The sequence below is a fragment of the Streptomyces tremellae genome (assembly GCF_039540215.1).
Classification (GTDB): Bacteria; Actinomycetota; Actinomycetes; order Streptomycetales; family Streptomycetaceae; genus Streptomyces; species Streptomyces tremellae.
Genome location: NZ_BAABEP010000010.1, coordinates 127,607 through 143,483, shown reverse-complemented (window position 1 = coordinate 143,483; position 15,877 = coordinate 127,607). Strand labels below are relative to the sequence as shown.

The window sequence follows — 15,877 nt, the reverse complement described above, 5'->3', positions numbered from 1 at the left end:
TCCGGAGGGGGTGACGAATCCGTCAAACTACGGCGATACAGAGGAAGGTTGCATATTCCCGAGTACCGCGGCGCGTGGAGCGGCCGGCCGCGGGCGCGCGGCAGGGGTGCCCCTCCCGGCGCGGGAGGGGCACCCCTGGCGTGCACGGCCGTCGCGGCCCTCGGCGATGTGCGGCGCCGCGGGCGTCAGAACGCCGCTTCGTCCAGCTCCATCAGCGCGAGGTCGGTGCTCTCCGCGAGACGCCGCTCCACGCCGACGCCCGGCAGGATGTTCGCCGCGAAGAACTTCGCCGCGGCGATCTTGCCCTGGTAGAAGGGCACGTCCTTGGCGGACGCCGTCTCCAGCTTCTCGGCGGCGACCGCGGCGCCGCGCAGCAGCAGGTAGCCGACGATCACGTCGCCCGCGGCCATCAGCAGCCGGGTGGTGTTGAGGCCGACCTTGTAGATGTTCTTCACGTCCTCGCCGGTCGCGGTGAGGTCGGTGAGCATCGTGCCGACGATGGCCTCCAGGTCGGCCGCGGCCCTGGCGAGCGACTCGCGGGCCTGGGCGAGGTCGGCGCCGCCGGTGGAGACCGCGAGGAACTGCTTGATCTCCTCGGCGAGCGTGTTCAGCGCCGTGCCCTGGTCGCGGACGATCTTGCGGAAGAAGAAGTCCTGGCCCTGGATGGCCGTGGTGCCCTCGTAGAGGGTGTCGATCTTCGCGTCCCTGATGTACTGCTCGACCGGGTACTCCTGGAGGTAGCCGGAGCCGCCGAACGTCTGGAGCGACTGCGCGAGCTGCTCGTACGACTTCTCGGAGCCGTAGCCCTTGACCACGGGGAGCAGCAGGTCGTTGATGCCGTGCAGCGCGGTCGCGTCCTCCTCCTCGGCCTCCTTCTGCGCGATCTCGTCCTGCACGGCGGCCGTGTAGAGGACGAGGGCGCGCATGCCCTCCGCGTACGCCTTCTGCGTCATCAGCGAGCGGCGCACGTCCGGGTGGTGGGTGATGGTGACCTTGGGCGCTGCCTTGTTGGTGAACTGCGCGAGGTCGGGGCCCTGCACGCGCTCCTTGGCGTACTCCAGCGCGTTCAGGTAGCCGGTGGAGAGGGTGGCGATGGCCTTCGTGCCGACCATCATGCGGGCGAACTCGATGACGCGGAACATCTGCCGGATGCCGTCGTGCTTCCCGCCGACCAGCCAGCCCTTGGCGGGCACGTCGCCACCGAAGGTCATCTCGCAGGTGTTGGAGACCTTGAGGCCCATCTTGTGCTCGACGTTGGTGGCGCGGACGCCGTTGCGCTCGCCCAGCTCGCCGGTCTCCGGGTCGAAGTGGTACTTCGGCACGAGGAAGAGGGAGAGGCCCTTGGTGCCGGGGCCGGCGCCCTCGGGGCGGGCGAGCACGTAGTGGAGGATGTTGTCCGAGAGGTCGTGCTCGCCGGAGGTGATGAACCGCTTCACGCCCTCGATGTGCCAGGAGCCGTCCTCCTGCTCGACGGCCTTCGTGCGGCCTGCGCCGACGTCGGAGCCCGCGTCGGGCTCGGTCAGCACCATCGTGGAGCCCCACTGCTTCTCGACGGCGAGCGCGGCGATCTTCTTCTGCTCCTCGGTGCCCTCCTCGAAGAGGACGCCGGCGAAGGCCGGGCCCGAGGAGTACATCCACACGGCCGGGTTGGCGCCGAGCACCAGCTCCGCGTAGGCCCAGATGAGCGAGCGCGGCGCGGTGGTGCCGCCGATCTCCTCGGGCAGGCCGAGCCGCCAGTACTCGGACTCCATGAAGGCGTCGTACGACTTCTTGAAGGCGGCGGGCAGCGGCGCGGCGCCCGTCTCGGGGTCGTAGACCGGCGGCGTGCGGTCGCCGTCGGCGTAGGACGCGGCGATCTCCTGCTCGGACAGGCGGGTGACCTCGGAGAGGATGCTCCGCGCGGTCTCCACGTCCATCTCGGCGAAGGGACCGCTGCCGTACAGCTTCTCCCGGCCGAGCACCTCGAAGAGGTTGAACTCGATGTCGCGGAGGTTGGACTTGTAGTGCCCCATGGCCATGGCTCCGTAAAGGCTCACGAGGAGGCCCGGAGTGGGGAGGGCTCCTCAGACATGTATCCGGTTCTGCGTGCTTCGGCGTCCAGCGTCGGGTCCAGCACCTCCGATGATGCTACCCGCGAGTAATAAGGGCAACCCCGGGCGGCGAGGTGTGACGCGGCTCCCCCGCACCCCCGGGAACGGGCCCGCCCCACGGGCCCACAGGGGCGCCGTCCTCAGTATTCTTGCGGCCATGTACGGCTACGAGCAGACGCCTGGCGCCCAGCAGCAGTACGCCCAGCAGCCCCACCAGCAGCAGCCGATGGGCGGCGGCTACGGCGAGCAGCCGCTGTACCCGGAGCCGTCCCCGCCGTCCCTCGCGGACGCGGTCAAGGCGTTCACCACGGGCGTGCTGTCGGCCGAGGACTTCCAGCAGGTCTTCGCCACGTCCAAGGTGTACTGCCCGCGCGGCGAGGGCCCCGGGTTCCTCGCCCTGCACAACACGCAGCAGCCGGTGATCCCCATGTTCACCACGCTCAAGGAGCTGCGCAGGTACGCGGGCAAGGACTCCAAGTACTTCGTGATCACCGGCGCCGAGGTGATCGACCTGCTGCCCACGGGGTACGGCTTCGTCCTCGACATGGAGGGCGAGCACCGGATGGTCTTCGACGCGAAGGCAGTCGAGCAGATGGTCGACTACGCGATGCGCCGGATGTACGGCTGACCGGCACACGTCACGCGGAAGGGGCGGCGCACCCGCGGGGTGCGCCGCCCCTTCCGCGTGCGGCGGGCCCGCTCCGCGTGCGGCCGGCCCCGCCCGCCCCGGAATACCGCCACCCTTGCGGGATGTTCACGCTTCAACTAAATTAGGGCGCGACGAACCGAGGAGGGCTCTCATGCCTGCTGTGACCGTGGAAAACCCGCTGACCCTGCCGCGCGTGACCGCGCCCGCCGACGCCGTCGCCCGGCCCGTCCTCGCCGTCACCACGGCGCCAGGCGGCTTCGAGGGCGAGGGCTTCCCGGTGCGCCGGGCCTTCGCGGGGATCAACTACCAGTACCTCGACCCGTTCATCATGATGGACCAGATGGGCGAGGTGGAGTACGCGCCCGGCGAGCCCAAGGGCACCCCCTGGCACCCGCACCGCGGCTTCGAGACCGTCACGTACATCATCGACGGCGTCTTCGACCACCAGGACTCCAACGGGGGCGGCGGCACCATCACCAACGGGGACACCCAGTGGATGACGGCCGGCTCGGGGCTGCTGCACATCGAGGCGCCGCCTGAGTCACTCGTCGTGTCCGGCGGCCTCTTCCACGGCCTCCAGCTGTGGGTGAACCTGCCGGCCAAGGACAAGATGATGAACCCCCGCTACCAGGACATCCGCGGCGGCCAGGTCCAGCTCCTCACCTCGCCCGACGGCGGCACGCTGCTGCGGGTGATCGCGGGCGAGCTCGACGGCCACCAGGGCCCCGGCATCACCCACACCCCGATCACCATGATCCACGCCTCGCTGCGGCCCGGCGCCGAGATCACGCTGCCGTGGCGCGAGGACTTCAACGGCCTCGCGTACGTACTGGCGGGACGCGGCACCGCGGGCACCGACCGGCGCCCCGTGCACACGGGCCAGACCGCGGTCTTCGGGAAGGGGTCGTCGCTGACCGTGCGCGCCGACGAGACGCAGGACGCGCACACGCCCGACCTGGAGGTCGTCCTGCTCGGCGGGCAGCCGATCCGCGAGCCGATGGCGCACTACGGGCCGTTCGTGATGAACACGCAGGCCGAACTCCGGCAGGCCTTCGAGGACTTCCAGGCGGGCCGCCTCGGCACCGCGCCGGTCCCGCACGTCTGACCGCATGTCCGACCCGGCCCCGGGCCCGGGAGCACCCCCGGGCCCGCATACGGCTCCGCCCCGCGACGAACGCCGTCGCGGGGCGGAGCCGTATGCCGGGGGGGTGCGGGCGTGCGGGCCGGCTACTTCCCCTGCGGCTTGCGCAGCGCGATGTGCAGCTCGCGCAGCCGGGCCTCGGTCAGCTCGCTCGGCGCGCCCATCAGCAGGTCCTGCGCGTTCTGGCTGAGCGGGAAGGCGATCGTCTCGCGGATGTTGGGCTCGTCCGCGAGCAGCATCACGATGCGGTCGATGCCCGGTGCGATGCCGCCGTGCGGCGGGGCGCCGAAGCGGAGCGCGCGCAGCATGCCCGCGAAGTCGCGCTCGACGTCGTCGCGCTCGTACCCGGCGATCTCGAACGCCTTGATCATGATCTCGGGCTCGTGGTTCCTGATCGCGCCGGACGACAGCTCGATGCCGTTGCAGACGATGTCGTACTGCCAGGCGAGGATGTCCAGCGGGTCCTTCGTCTCCAACGCTTCAAGGCCCCCCTGGGGCATCGAGAAGGGGTTGTGCGAGAAGTCGACCCGGCCGGTCTCCTCGTCCTTCTCGTACATCGGGAAGTCGACGATCCAGCAGAAGCGGAAGACGCCCTCCTCGAAGTGGCCGGAGCGCTTCGCGGCCTCGACGCGCACCGCGCCCATGATCTTCGAGACCTCGTCGTACTCGCCCGCGCCGAAGAAGACCGCGTGGCCGGGGGCGAGCGCGAGGCGCTCGGTGAGGACCTTCACGTCCTCCTCGGTGAGGAACTTCGCGACCGGGCCGCTCAGCGCGCCCTCGTCGCCGACGCGCACCCAGGCGAGGCCCTTCGCGCCCTGTTCGACGGCGTACTCGCCGAGCTGGTCGAAGAACTTGCGCGGCTGGGCGGCCGTGTCGGGCACCGGCAGCGCCCGGACGTGCTTGCCGGCGAACGCCTTGAACTCGGAGGACGCGAAGACGTCCGAGATGTCGTGCAGCTCCAGCTTGGCGCGCAGGTCGGGCTTGTCGTTGCCGTACTTGCGCATCGACTCGCGGAACGGGATGCGCGGGAAGGGCGAGGTGACCTCGCGGCCCTGCCCGAACTCCGTGAACAGCTCGGTCATCAGCTTCTCGACCGGCTGGAACACGTCCTCCTGCTCGACGAAGCTCATCTCCAGGTCGAGCTGGTAGAACTCGCCGGGCGAGCGGTCCGCGCGGGCGTCCTCGTCGCGGAAGCAGGGCGCGATCTGGAAGTACCGGTCGAAGCCCGAGACCATCAGCAGCTGCTTGAACTGCTGCGGCGCCTGCGGCAGCGCGTAGAACTTGCCGGGGTTGAGCCGGGACGGCACCACGAAGTCGCGGGCGCCCTCGGGGGACGTCGCGGTGAGGATCGGGGTGGCCATCTCGTTGAAGCCGAGCGCCGTCATCTTGTGCCGGATCGCGGAGATCACGGCCGTGCGCAGCATGATGTTGCGGTGCATGCGCTCGCGGCGCAGGTCGAGGAAGCGGTACTCAAGGCGGCGCTCCTCGCCCACGCCGTCGTCGGTGTTGATCGTGAAGGGCAGCGGGGCCGCGGCGCCCAGCACCTCGACCTCGGAGACCTCGATCTCGATCTCGCCGGTCGGCAGCTCCGGGTTGACGTTCTCCGCGCCGCGCGCCGAGACCGTGCCGTCGATGCGTACGACCGTCTCCTTGGTGAGGTGCGACAGCGCCTCGACGGCCGGGGTGCCTGGCCGCGCCACCAGCTGCACGAGACCGTAGTGGTCGCGCAGATCGATGAAGAGGATGCCGCCCAGGTCTCGGCGATTGTGCAGCCAGCCGCTCAGCCGGACGTCGGTGCCGACGTCAGAGGCGCGGAGCTCGCCGCAGGTGTGGGACCTGTACCGATGCATCGTCGTTCATCCAGTCCTGGGATCGGTGGGGTGGTGAACCGTACGGCATCGGGCCGGCACGGTTCGGACGGCCACCCGCAACTCTATCCTCCGGCGCGCGGCCCCCACACGGCCGATTCCGCGGTGGGACCGGGGCGCGGGCCCGCCTCCCCCGGCCTCCCGAGGAGTCCCCCCGTGCAGGCGGGCACCCGGCGCACGCTCGGTGGCAGGGATGCGGAACGTGTCCATACAGTGGAAAAATGCGCACCGAGGACGTTCTGTCGGCGATCGCGACGGGGCTGTGGCGCTGGGACACCGCCTCGCACACGGTGTCGCTCGACGCCGACGCGGCCCGGATGCTCGGCTTCGAGGCCGCGCCCGCCGTCGTCGCGGTGTCCGACGTTCGCGCCCGGGTGCACCCCGTCGACTGGAACGAGATGGGCGGGATCGTCGGCCTCGCCGTCGCGGAGGAGAGCCTCGCGGAGATCCGGCTGCGCGTCGTGGACGAGCACGGCAGGGTGCTGCGGACCCTCAGGTCACGCTCGAAGCCGTACGGGTACACCGCGGCGGACGGCGCGCGGGCCGACCCGGGCGGGCTCGGCAGGATGCACCGCCTGGTGGGCACGGTGCAGGAGGTCGTCGAGCCGCGTCCAGGCACCGCCGTGGACGGCACGTACGTCACCGGCGACTGGCGGCGCTCGCGCGAGGCGTTCCTGCTGGACGCGGGGCGTGCCCTGGCGGAGGCGCACTCCACGGAGGACGTGCTGCGGGTGACCGCGTCGCTTTCGATGCCCGGCTTCTCGCCCGACGCGCTCGCCGTCTTCAGCGCGGTCGGCGACCGGGTCAAGATCATCGGGATCCACGGGGACATGCGGACCCCGCAGGAGTTCGACAGGTTCCTCGGCCTCGGCGGGAACTACGCGCCGGCCGAGGTGATGCGCACGGGCCGCGCCATCTACCTCTCCTCGCCCGAGGAGTACGAGCGGCGCTACCCGGAGATCTGGCCCTTCGTGCGGCCGATGGACCGCGCGTCCTGGGCGTATCTGCCCCTCGTCGTGGCGGGGCGCACGATCGGCGCGTGGATGGCGGCGTTCAAGCACCCGGTGGTGTTCACGCCCGACGAGCGCTCCGTGCTGACGACGGTGGCGCGGATGCTGGCGCAGGCGCTGGCCCGCACCGAGGTGGCGGAGACGGAGCGCGCGCTGTCCCAGGGCCTCCAGCGGGCGATGATGCCGCGCCTCGCGCCCGACCTGCCGGGGATGTCGGTGGCGGCGCGGTACGTACCGACCGGCGGCGGCCTGGTCATCGGCGGCGACTGGTACGACATGATCCCGCTGCCCGGCGCGGCGAGCGAGGGGCGGTTCGCCCTGGTCATCGGGGACGTGCAGGGTCACGACGTGCGCGCGGCGAGCCTGATGGGGCAGCTGCGGATCGCGCTGCGCGCGTACGCGGCCGAGGGGCACAGGCCGGACGCCGTCCTGTCACGGGCCTCCCGCTTCCTCTCCGGGCTCCAGCAGCACCCGATCGTGGGCAGCGACGGACTGCCGTACGAGGAGGAGGACGAGGAGGCGGGGCCGCGCTTCGCGACCTGCCTCTACCTGGAGGTGGACCCGCTCGCCGGCACCCTCGACATCGCCCGCGCCGGCCATCCCGACCCGGTGGTCAGGATGGCCGACGGCACGGCGATCATCCGCCCGACGCAGGGCGGCCTGCCGCTCGGCATCGACAGCGACTCCGACTACCCGACGACGCGGCTCACGCTCGGCCACGGCGAGGTGATCATGCTCTGCACGGACGGCCTCATCGAGACCGGCGGGCACGACATGTTCACCGGCTGGGACCGGCTGCGGCCGATCATCGAGCAGCACACGGACAGCGCGGACAAGGAGGGCCTGGAGAAGCTGGCAGACGCGCTGATCCAGTCCGTCCACGGGCCGATCTCCCACTACACGACGGGCCCGCTCGCCGAGCGCAGGGAGGACGACATCGCGCTCGTGCTGCTCTCCCGCGACCCGTCCCCGGTCGGCGGCGGCTTCCTCGCGCCGCGCCGCGCGGCCCTCACCGTCGCGCAGGCGGACCCGGAGCGCATCGCGGACGTTCGGCACCAGCTGCGGGCGCTGCTGCACGACTGGCCGGACGAGGACCAGGTCGACTCCGCGGTCCTGATGGTCTCGGAGATGGTCACGAACGTGCTGGTGCACACCGACGGGGACGCGCTGGTGGCGGCGGAGACCGCGGGCGAGTCCGGCGGGCGCACCCTGCGGGTGGAGGTCGCGGACACCAGCGACGAGCTGCCGCACCGCCGCAGCCCCGGCGAGATGGCTTCGAGCGGCCGGGGCCTGGTGCTGATGGAGGTGCTCGCGGACGAGTGGGGCGTCGACCCGCGCGGCGACGGCAAGATGATCTGGTTCGAGCTGCACGAGGGCGCGGACGGCGCGGAACCCGACCTCTCGGCGTTCGGCCTCGACGAGGCCGACGAGGCCGACGAGGCCGACGAGGCCGACGAGGCCGACGAGGCCGGCGAGAGCGACGAGAGCGACGAGAGCGACGAGAGCGACGAGGCCGGCGAGGGCGCCCCGGGGGACTGAGCCCGCCGGGAGCGCACGCCCGCGCTCACTCCGGCAGGTCCACGCCCGCGCGGTGGGTGCCGGGGACGACCTCGTAGGGGGCGAGGCCCGGGAGGCGGACCTCGGCCGTGGTGCCGTGCGGGACGGTGAACTCGGTCTCCAGGCGGCGCGCGCCGGACAGCCGCCATCGGATCTCCACCGTGCCGTACGGCGTCTCGTGGCGGGCCCGCGCCCAGGTCAGGCCGCCGCCGGGGCACGGGGCCACCAGGATGCGCCGCCAGCCGGGGGCCGCGGGCGACAGCCCGGCGACGCGGGTGTGCAGCCAGTCGGCGACGGCGCCGAGCGCGTAGTGGTTGAACGACGTCATCTCGCCGGGGTTGACCGTGCCGTCGGGCAGCAGGCTGTCCCACCGCTCCCAGACGGTGGTGGCGCCCCGGGTCACCGGGTAGAGCCAGGACGGGCACTCCCGCTGCCGCAGCAGCCGGTAGGCGTCGTCGAGCGCCCCGGCGCGTGTCAGCGCCTCGCAGATCACCGGGGTGCCCGCGAAGCCGGTGGCGATGTGGTGGCCGTCCGCCGCGACCAGCTCGGCGAGGCGGCGGCCCGCGCGCTCCGCGAGGTCCTTCGGGAGCAGGTCGAAGACGAGGGCGAGCGCGTACGCGGTCTGGCAGTCGCTGGTCAGCCTGCCTTCGCCGGTGGTGTACCGCTCGGTGAAGCGTCCACGCGCCCCCGCAGCCGCCGCGCGGTAGCGCTCCGCGTCCGCGTGCTCCCCGAGGACGCCGGCGGTGTCCGCGAGCACCTGCGCGGAGCGCGCCGCGTACGCCGCCGCGACGAGGCCCGCGTCGGTGCGGGCCGCCCACGGGTCGTCGGGCGGCGCCGCCGGGTCCAGCCAGTCCCCGAGCTGGCGCCCGGTGGAGCCGTCCGTGCCGCCGGCGAGCACCCGGTCGACCCAGGCGCGCGCGCTCGCGTACCGGTCGCGCAGCAGGCCCTCGTCGCCGTACGCCCGGTACAGCTCCCAGGGCATCAGCACCGCCGCGTCGCCCCACACCGCCATGGGCCAGGCGGGCAGCCACTCGGGCGTGGGGATCTCCGGGACGACCAGCGGCACGGTGCCGTCCGGGTAGTTGGCGGCCTGGTCGGCCGCCAGGTCGGCGAGCCAGGACGCGAGCATCCCCGAGCAGTCGTACAGGAACGCCGCCGTGGGCGTGAACACCTGGATGTCGCCGGTCCAGCCGAGCCGCTCGTCGCGCTGCGGGCAGTCGGTGGGCACGTCGACGAAGTTGCCGCGCATGCTCCACACCACGTTCTCGTGCAGCCGGTTCACATCCTCGTCCGAGCAGCAGAACCAGCCGGTGCGCCGCAGGTCGCTGCCGATCACCCGGGCCGTCACGTCCGCCGGATCGAGCGCGCCGGGCCAGCCGTCGACCTCCGCGTACCGGAACCCGTGGAAGGTGAACCGGGGCTCCCAGACCTCCTCGGCCCGGCCCGCGAGCACATACCGGTCGGTGGCCTCGGCCTGCCGCAGCGGCCTGGTGCACAGCTCGCCGCCCTGGAGCACCTCCGCGTGCCGCACCGTCACGGCGCTGCCGCGCGCCGCGCGGCCCCCGCGCAGCCGCAGCCTGAGCCGGCCCACGAGGTTCTGCCCGAAGTCGAGGACGGTGCGGCCCGAGGGGGAGACGGAGACGGCGACGGGCGCGACGTCCTGCGTGTGCCGCACGGCGGGCCCGGCGGGCGCGCACAGCGTCCGGGGGTCGAAGTCCTCCGCGACCCGCACGGGCCGCCAGCCCCCGGCGTCCGGTGGCCCGCAGGGCGCCGCCCCCGCCTCCTGAGGCTCCCCTTCCCCCGGGCGCGACCAGCCGGGCGGCTCCAGGCGGGCGTCGTGGTGCTCCCCGTCGTACAGGCTCGCCCGGGGCTCGGGTCCCGGCGCCCAGCGCCAGTCCCCGCCGGTGCGGAAGCGGACCGCGGTGCCGTCCGCGCAGACCGCTTCGAGCTGGGCGAGCAGGCCCGTGCGGTCGCCGTACACGTCGCGGGTGCCGCCGCCGTAGCCGATCCGGCCGCGGAACCAGCCGTCCGCGAGGCGCGCGCCGAGCACATTGGGCCCTGCCCGCAGCAGCTCCGTGACGTCGTACGTCTGGTAGCGCAGCCGCCTGCGGTAGCTGGTCCAGCCGGGCGCGAGCACGTCGTCGCCGACGCGGGCGCCGTTCAGCTCCAGCTCGTACAGACCGCGCGCCGTCGCGTAGAGCCGGGCGTACGCGGGTGGCGCGGGCAGCTCGAACGCGCCGCGCAGCAGCGCCGTGCGCTCCGGGGCCGCCGGGTCGCGTCCGGCGTCGGGGCCGGCCATCCGCGCCGTCCAGTCGGCGGGGGAGAGCAGCCCGGCCTCCACGGTCAGCGGCGGGCTCCACGGCGAGGGCCCGTCGCCCGGCGCGTCGGCGCCCCACACCCGTACGCGCACCGCGCGGCGGTCCCGGGAGGCGAGCGGCGGCGCGGGCCAGGGCACGAGCACCGAGTCCCCGCCCTCGATCCGGCCGCTCAACCACACCGGAGCCGCGTCGCCCGGCCCACCGGGTCCCTCCACGTCGAGCCGCACCTCGTACGCGCCCTGCCGCCAGCCGTACGGCGCGTCGCGGACCGTCCACGACAGCCGGGGCCGCGGCTCCCCGATCCCGATCCGGTCCCCCGGGTGGTGCTCGGCGCGCGGCGCGTCAAGGACGGTGGGAGCCACCGGGCCCTCCTGATGTCGGTCGTGGTGCCGTACGGGCCCGGCGCGGGCCCCGCTCAGATCGTGCCGAGAACGGAGCGGGCGGGGAAGTGCGCCACGGCCGCGCGGCGGCCCGTCCACTCCGCTGCGCGGCTCACGACCGCCGGTGCGCGCTCCCAACAACCTGCTGCTCACCCAGACCGGGCACCGCACGGCGGACGCGGGCGGGGGCCGGTTCGTGAAGGGGGCCCTGGCCGCCCAGAGGTAGCGCGCGGGGCGGCCGGCCCGCCGGGCCCGGGGCCGGCTACCGGTCGCCTTCCCGCTCCAGCCGGTGGTTCAGGGGGACGGCCCCGTCGCCGAACGCGCGGGTCTCCACCAGCCGCAGCCCGGCCGCGCGGTCCGCGCCCGCCTCCGGGAAGAGCCTGGTGCCGCCCCCGACGAGGACGGGGTGCGCGTAGATCCTGAACCCGTCGACCAGGCCGTGCCGCAGGAACGTGCCGGCGAGGTCCGCGCCGCCGAGCGCGAGGTCGCCTCCGCCCCGGGCCCTGCGGGCGCGCACGTCAGCCGCGACGGCCTCCGGCACGACGGTCGTGTTCCGGGGGGCGGCGCCCGGCGGGAGCGTGCGCGAGTACACGGTCTTCGGCATCGACCGCCAGATCCCGGCGGACTCGGCCGTGGGCCCCGAGGCCGCCCGGTCGGCGTCCGCGGTCGGCCAGGAGGCCGCCATCAGCTCATGGGTGACGCGGCCTTCGTGGAAGCCGCCCATGGTGCGCAGGCGGTCGTCGAAGCGCTGGCGGAGTTCGTCGTCGACCCGGTGCCGGCCGATGTCGCCGCCGGGCCCCTCGAAAGAACCCGTCCAGGGACACGGACAGACGGACGGGAAGAGGACGATGTCGCTCATCGTCCGTGAGTACCAGCCCGGCCCGGGGCCGGGCTGGGAGCGCCGCCTTCCGGGCGGTCTTCCGAGCGCGTTCCGCACGGCACGGCCGCACGTGCGTACCACTTTCCGAGCGCGTTCCGCACGGCACGGCCGCACGTGCGTACCACCGGACCCGCTTACCGCCGCTCGAACCGGCCCCGGTACCGGTGGGCCGCCGTTCGCGTTCCCGCGCCGTGCGGGCCGCTCCCCGTGCGGTCGGGCGCCGTGCCGGCTGCTCCCCCGCGCGGCCGCCGTCCGCGCCGGCTACTCCTCGCCCGTCGGCGTCAGCGACCGCAGCCTGCGCCCGGCGTACCAGGTGGCGAGGCCGGTGATCACGACGAGCAGCACGACCGCCGCGGGCAGGCCCACGTCCGACGAGACGGCGTCCTCACCCGCGACCCGCTGCGCGAGCGCCAGCGCCCACTGCTGCACGCTGAGCGTCCGCGCGCCCGGCACCAGGCTGCCGAACAGCGCCTCCCACACCAGCGCGTACACCAGGCCGATGACGACCGCGTGCCTGCTGACCGTGCCGAGCAGCAGGAACAGGGCGCTGTACGCGATCGACGCGACCAGCGCCGCGACGGTGTAGGCGACGGCGATCTGCCCGCCGTTGCCGTTGAGGATGAACCCGGCGATCAGCGTCGGGATCGCGGAGAACGCCATCGTCACGGCGATCGCCACGGTCAGCTTCGTGAGGATGATCGTGGGCCGCTTCACCGGCTTCGACAGCAGGTAGACGATCGAGCCGTCGTCGATCTCCGGGCCGATCGCGCCGGTGCCCGCGATGACGCCGATCAGCGGCACCATCGTGGCGATGGCGAAACCGCCGAGCAGGTCGGAGGCGGTCCCGTCGTCGGCGCCGCGCACCAGCCGCACGGCCAGCGAGATGACGATCAGCAGGGCGGGCAGCAGGAAGAGGATCGCCGCCCGGCGCCTGCCCAGCAGGGCGCGGTAGGTGAGCCGCGCGACGGTGGGGTTGTACATGGTGGCGTGCACGCTCCTTCAGGCGGTGACGAGGTACGAGAAGACGGATTCCAGCGACTCGTCGGACGGCGACACCGTCAGCAGCCGGATCGAGTGCGCGCGTGCGACCCGCGGGAGCAGCGTGGTGAACCGCCCGAAGTCGACGGCCTGCACGCGCAGCGCGCCCTCGGCGAGGTCCACCTCGATCCCGGCGGTCGACGGATCCGCGATGAGCGCGGCGGCGAGCGCCCTGTCGTCGCTGGAGCGCACCAGGTAGCGGTGCGGCCGGTCCGTCATCAGCCGCCTGATGCGGCGGAAGTCGCCGCTCGCCGCGTGCCGTCCGGCCACGATCACCTCGATGTGCGAGGCGAGCTGCTCGACCTCTTCGAGGATGTGCGAGGAGAACAGCACCGTGCGGCCCTGCTCCCCCATCCGCCGCAGCAGCTCCATGAGCTGCATGCGCTGGCGCGGGTCCATGCCGTTGAACGGCTCGTCGAGCAGCAGCACCGAGGGGTCGTGCACCAGCGCGGACGCCATCTTCACCCGCTGCCGCATGCCCTTGCTGTACGTGGAGATGGCGCGGTCCTGCGCGTACTCCATCTCGACCGTGGCCAGCGCGGCGCGCGCCTCGCGCTTGCCGAGGCCGTGCAACTCCGCGTTGGCGACGACGAATTCCAGCCCGGTGAGGAAGTCGTACATGGCCTCGCGCTCGGGCACGATCCCGAGCTGCCGGTACGCCTGCTCGTCGCGCCAGATCGGCCGGCCGTCCAGGGTGACGGCGCCGGTCGAGGGGGCGAGGAAGCCGCCCATCATGTTGATCAGGGTGGACTTGCCCGCGCCGTTGGGGCCGAGGAGCCCGGTGACGCCGGGGCCGATCGTCATCGTGACGTCGTTGACGGCGACGACGTTCCCGAACCAGCGGGAGGCGTGGTCGATCTCGATCGTGGTCACAGCCCGACCTTCCCGTAGCGGCGCATGAGGACTCCGTAGGAACCGGCGACGAGGCCGAGGAGCACGAGCAGATAGACCACGCCGAGCCCGGCGCCGGGCCCCGAACCGCCGGGGAACGACGTGTGCGCACCGAGGAACGCGGTCTGGAGGCCGTCGACGAGGGTGATGGGCGAGAAGAGGCCGATCCAGTCGACGGCCGAACTCCCCTGCCCCGTCCAGAGGATGGCCTGCAGCGTGGACACCGCGCCGTACGAGATGACGAGCGTCGCGATCACCGCGGCGACGCCGAAACCGCGCCGCGGGGTGAGCGCCGCGAGCACCAGGCCGATGCCGCCGAACAGCAGCGAGAGCAGGGCCACCGAGACGAGGCCCTGGCCGAACCCCTTGGTCTGGTCGACGAAGTCCAGCTTCGCGAGCAGCGCGCCGATGTACAGGATCACGACGGGCGCACCGGTCAGCACGAACAGGGCGCTGCTCATCGCGCCGAACTTCGCGAGCACGTAGTCGCGGCGCTCGATGGGGCGCGAGAAGTACAGCGGAACCGTGCGGAAGCGCAGGTCGCGCGAGACCGACTGAGGCGCCTGCGCGGCCAGGAACAACCCGATGACGGCCTGGAGCAGGATCGCGTAGCGGGTGTAGGCGACCGGCAGGCTCTTGGCGTGCGTCACCACCGCGACCGCGACGATCAGCGCCGCGGGCAGGCACATCACGGCGAACAGGACCATCGGCAGCACCTTCGACCTGCCGGACCTGCCGAGGCCGAACGCGCCGCGCAGCGACTGCGTGTAGAGGGACCTGCGGGCGTACGAGCGGCCGAGGCGCGGGCCGTCGTAGGCGCGGTAGCCGATGTTGTGGATGCGGGTCGCGTCCCGGCCGCCGGGGCCGCCGGGCGGCGGGACCGTGCCGCTTGGGGTGGTCATGCGGTGACTCCCTCCTTCTGCTGCCGGAAGACCTCGGCGATGTGGTGGCGCCGCTGCTCCATGCGGACCAGGCCGAGACCGAGGTCGGCGACCGCGTCCCGCACGATGTCGTGGGTGTCGGGTCCTGCCGCCTCGACGAGCAGGATGTGCCCGGCGCCCGGCAGCCCCGGCTCGCCCGCGGCGAGCAGCGTCACGCCCGCGGCAGCCAGCGCGTCCCGCAGGGCGCCTGTGCCGTCGGGGTGCGCGTCCGAGTCGGTGACCTCGACGGCGAGCGTCGTGGTCGTCTGGGTGAAGTCACTGGTGGAGCTGGAGCGCAGCAGCTTGCCGCCGTCGATGACGACGACGTGGTCGCAGGTGCGCTCCAACTCGCCCAGCAGGTGCGACGTGACGAGCACGGAGATCCCGAAGTCCGTGTGGACGCGGCGGATCAGCCCGAGCATGTCGTCCCTGCCGACGGGGTCGAGGCCGTTCGTCGGCTCGTCGAGCAGCACGAGCTGCGGGTCGTGCACCAGGGCCTGCGCGAGCTTGACGCGCTGCTTCATGCCCGTCGAGTAGCCGCCCATGGGGCGGTAGCGCTCCTCGTACAGGCCGACGTGGCGCAGCGTGTCCGCCGTGCGCTCGCGCGCGGCGGTGGGCGGCAGCCCCGACATCCGCGCCATGTGGACGACGAACTCGGTCGCCGACACGTCGGGCGGCAGGCAGTCGTGCTCCGGCATGTAGCCGACCCGCTCGCGGATGGCGGCCCCGCTGGTCGACACGTCGAGGCCGAGCACGGCGGCGCGGCCCTCCGTCGCGGGCGAGAGGCCGAGGAGGATCTTGATCATCGTGGACTTGCCGGCGCCGTTGGCGCCGACGAGCCCGGTCACCCCGGCCCCGATGTCCAGGGTGAGCCGGTCCAGCGCGGTCACCCGCGGGAACCGTTTGCTCAGACCTTCGGTCGCAATCACAGCAGTCACCTCACAGACGCTAGGGGCGCACCCGGGCCCCGGTCGTCAGCCCTGACGCCTGTCCCGGCATCAGCCTCGGGTCGTACGCTCCGGTCCCCGCCCGACCCATAAGGGGGACATAAGCACTCGGGGGAGCAGGATGCGGGGCCCCGGGGCCGCGGGCGCGGGGGCGCCCGGTGGGGGCCCGGGCGCGGAAGCGCCGAGGG

Annotated in this window: 11 protein-coding genes; 3 read left to right on the top strand and 8 right to left on the bottom strand. The window is 73.1% G+C overall.

Going from position 1 to position 15,877, the window contains the following annotated elements; genetic code table 11:
• Nucleotides 1-185 precede the first annotated feature (185 nt).
• Nucleotides 186-2,012 (bottom strand): acyl-CoA dehydrogenase, encoded by a 1,827-nt coding sequence (locus tag ABEA77_RS10750; protein WP_345644549.1) that lies wholly within the window; start codon nucleotides 2,010-2,012, stop codon nucleotides 186-188.
• A gap of 235 nt (nucleotides 2,013-2,247) precedes the next feature.
• On the opposite strand from ABEA77_RS10750, the gene ABEA77_RS10745 reads away from it, so the two are divergent.
• Nucleotides 2,248-2,718 carry an SseB family protein gene (locus tag ABEA77_RS10745; RefSeq protein ID WP_345644547.1) on the top strand — a complete coding sequence of 157 codons (471 nt, stop codon included), beginning with the start codon at nucleotides 2,248-2,250 and terminating at the stop codon, nucleotides 2,716-2,718.
• Between the two features lie 172 nt (nucleotides 2,719-2,890).
• Complete coding sequence (locus ABEA77_RS10740; RefSeq protein ID WP_345644544.1) at nucleotides 2,891-3,844, top strand: pirin family protein; 954 nt, start codon at nucleotides 2,891-2,893, stop codon at nucleotides 3,842-3,844.
• A gap of 122 nt (nucleotides 3,845-3,966) precedes the next feature.
• On the opposite strand, the gene aspS is transcribed toward ABEA77_RS10740, so the two are convergent.
• Entirely contained in the window at nucleotides 3,967-5,730 is a 1,764-nt protein-coding gene (aspS, locus tag ABEA77_RS10735) for an aspartate--tRNA ligase (protein ID WP_345644541.1), read from the bottom strand.
• A 239-nt stretch (nucleotides 5,731-5,969) separates the two neighbouring features.
• On the opposite strand from aspS, the gene ABEA77_RS10730 reads away from it, so the two are divergent.
• Nucleotides 5,970-8,297 carry an ATP-binding SpoIIE family protein phosphatase gene (locus ABEA77_RS10730; RefSeq protein WP_345644539.1) on the top strand — a complete coding sequence of 776 codons (2,328 nt, stop codon included), beginning with the start codon at nucleotides 5,970-5,972 and terminating at the stop codon, nucleotides 8,295-8,297.
• Between the two features lie 25 nt (nucleotides 8,298-8,322).
• Here ABEA77_RS10730 and ABEA77_RS10725 read toward each other — a convergent pair whose 3' ends face one another.
• From ABEA77_RS10725 to ABEA77_RS10700, 6 genes are all read right to left on the bottom strand, one after another.
• A complete protein-coding gene (locus ABEA77_RS10725; protein WP_345644536.1) occupies nucleotides 8,323-10,995 on the bottom strand; it encodes a glycoside hydrolase family 78 protein in 2,673 nt (890 codons plus the stop codon).
• A 280-nt stretch (nucleotides 10,996-11,275) separates the two neighbouring features.
• Nucleotides 11,276-11,872 carry a dihydrofolate reductase family protein gene (locus tag ABEA77_RS10720; RefSeq protein ID WP_345644533.1) on the bottom strand — a complete coding sequence of 199 codons (597 nt, stop codon included), beginning with the start codon at nucleotides 11,870-11,872 and terminating at the stop codon, nucleotides 11,276-11,278.
• A gap of 282 nt (nucleotides 11,873-12,154) precedes the next feature.
• Nucleotides 12,155-12,874: an ABC transporter permease gene (locus tag ABEA77_RS10715; RefSeq protein WP_345644531.1), complete on the bottom strand. Its 720-nt coding sequence runs from the start codon at nucleotides 12,872-12,874 to the stop codon at nucleotides 12,155-12,157.
• A gap of 18 nt (nucleotides 12,875-12,892) precedes the next feature.
• Complete coding sequence (locus ABEA77_RS10710) at nucleotides 12,893-13,804, bottom strand: ABC transporter ATP-binding protein (protein WP_345644528.1); 912 nt, start codon at nucleotides 13,802-13,804, stop codon at nucleotides 12,893-12,895.
• Entirely contained in the window at nucleotides 13,801-14,724 is a 924-nt protein-coding gene (locus ABEA77_RS10705) for an ABC transporter permease (protein ID WP_345644525.1), read from the bottom strand. The genes ABEA77_RS10710 and ABEA77_RS10705 overlap by 4 nt, the downstream gene beginning before the upstream one ends.
• Nucleotides 14,721-15,671, bottom strand: coding sequence for an ABC transporter ATP-binding protein (locus ABEA77_RS10700; protein ID WP_345644594.1), 951 nt, complete (start codon nucleotides 15,669-15,671; stop codon nucleotides 14,721-14,723). The genes ABEA77_RS10705 and ABEA77_RS10700 overlap by 4 nt, the downstream gene beginning before the upstream one ends.
• Nucleotides 15,672-15,877 lie beyond the last annotated feature (206 nt).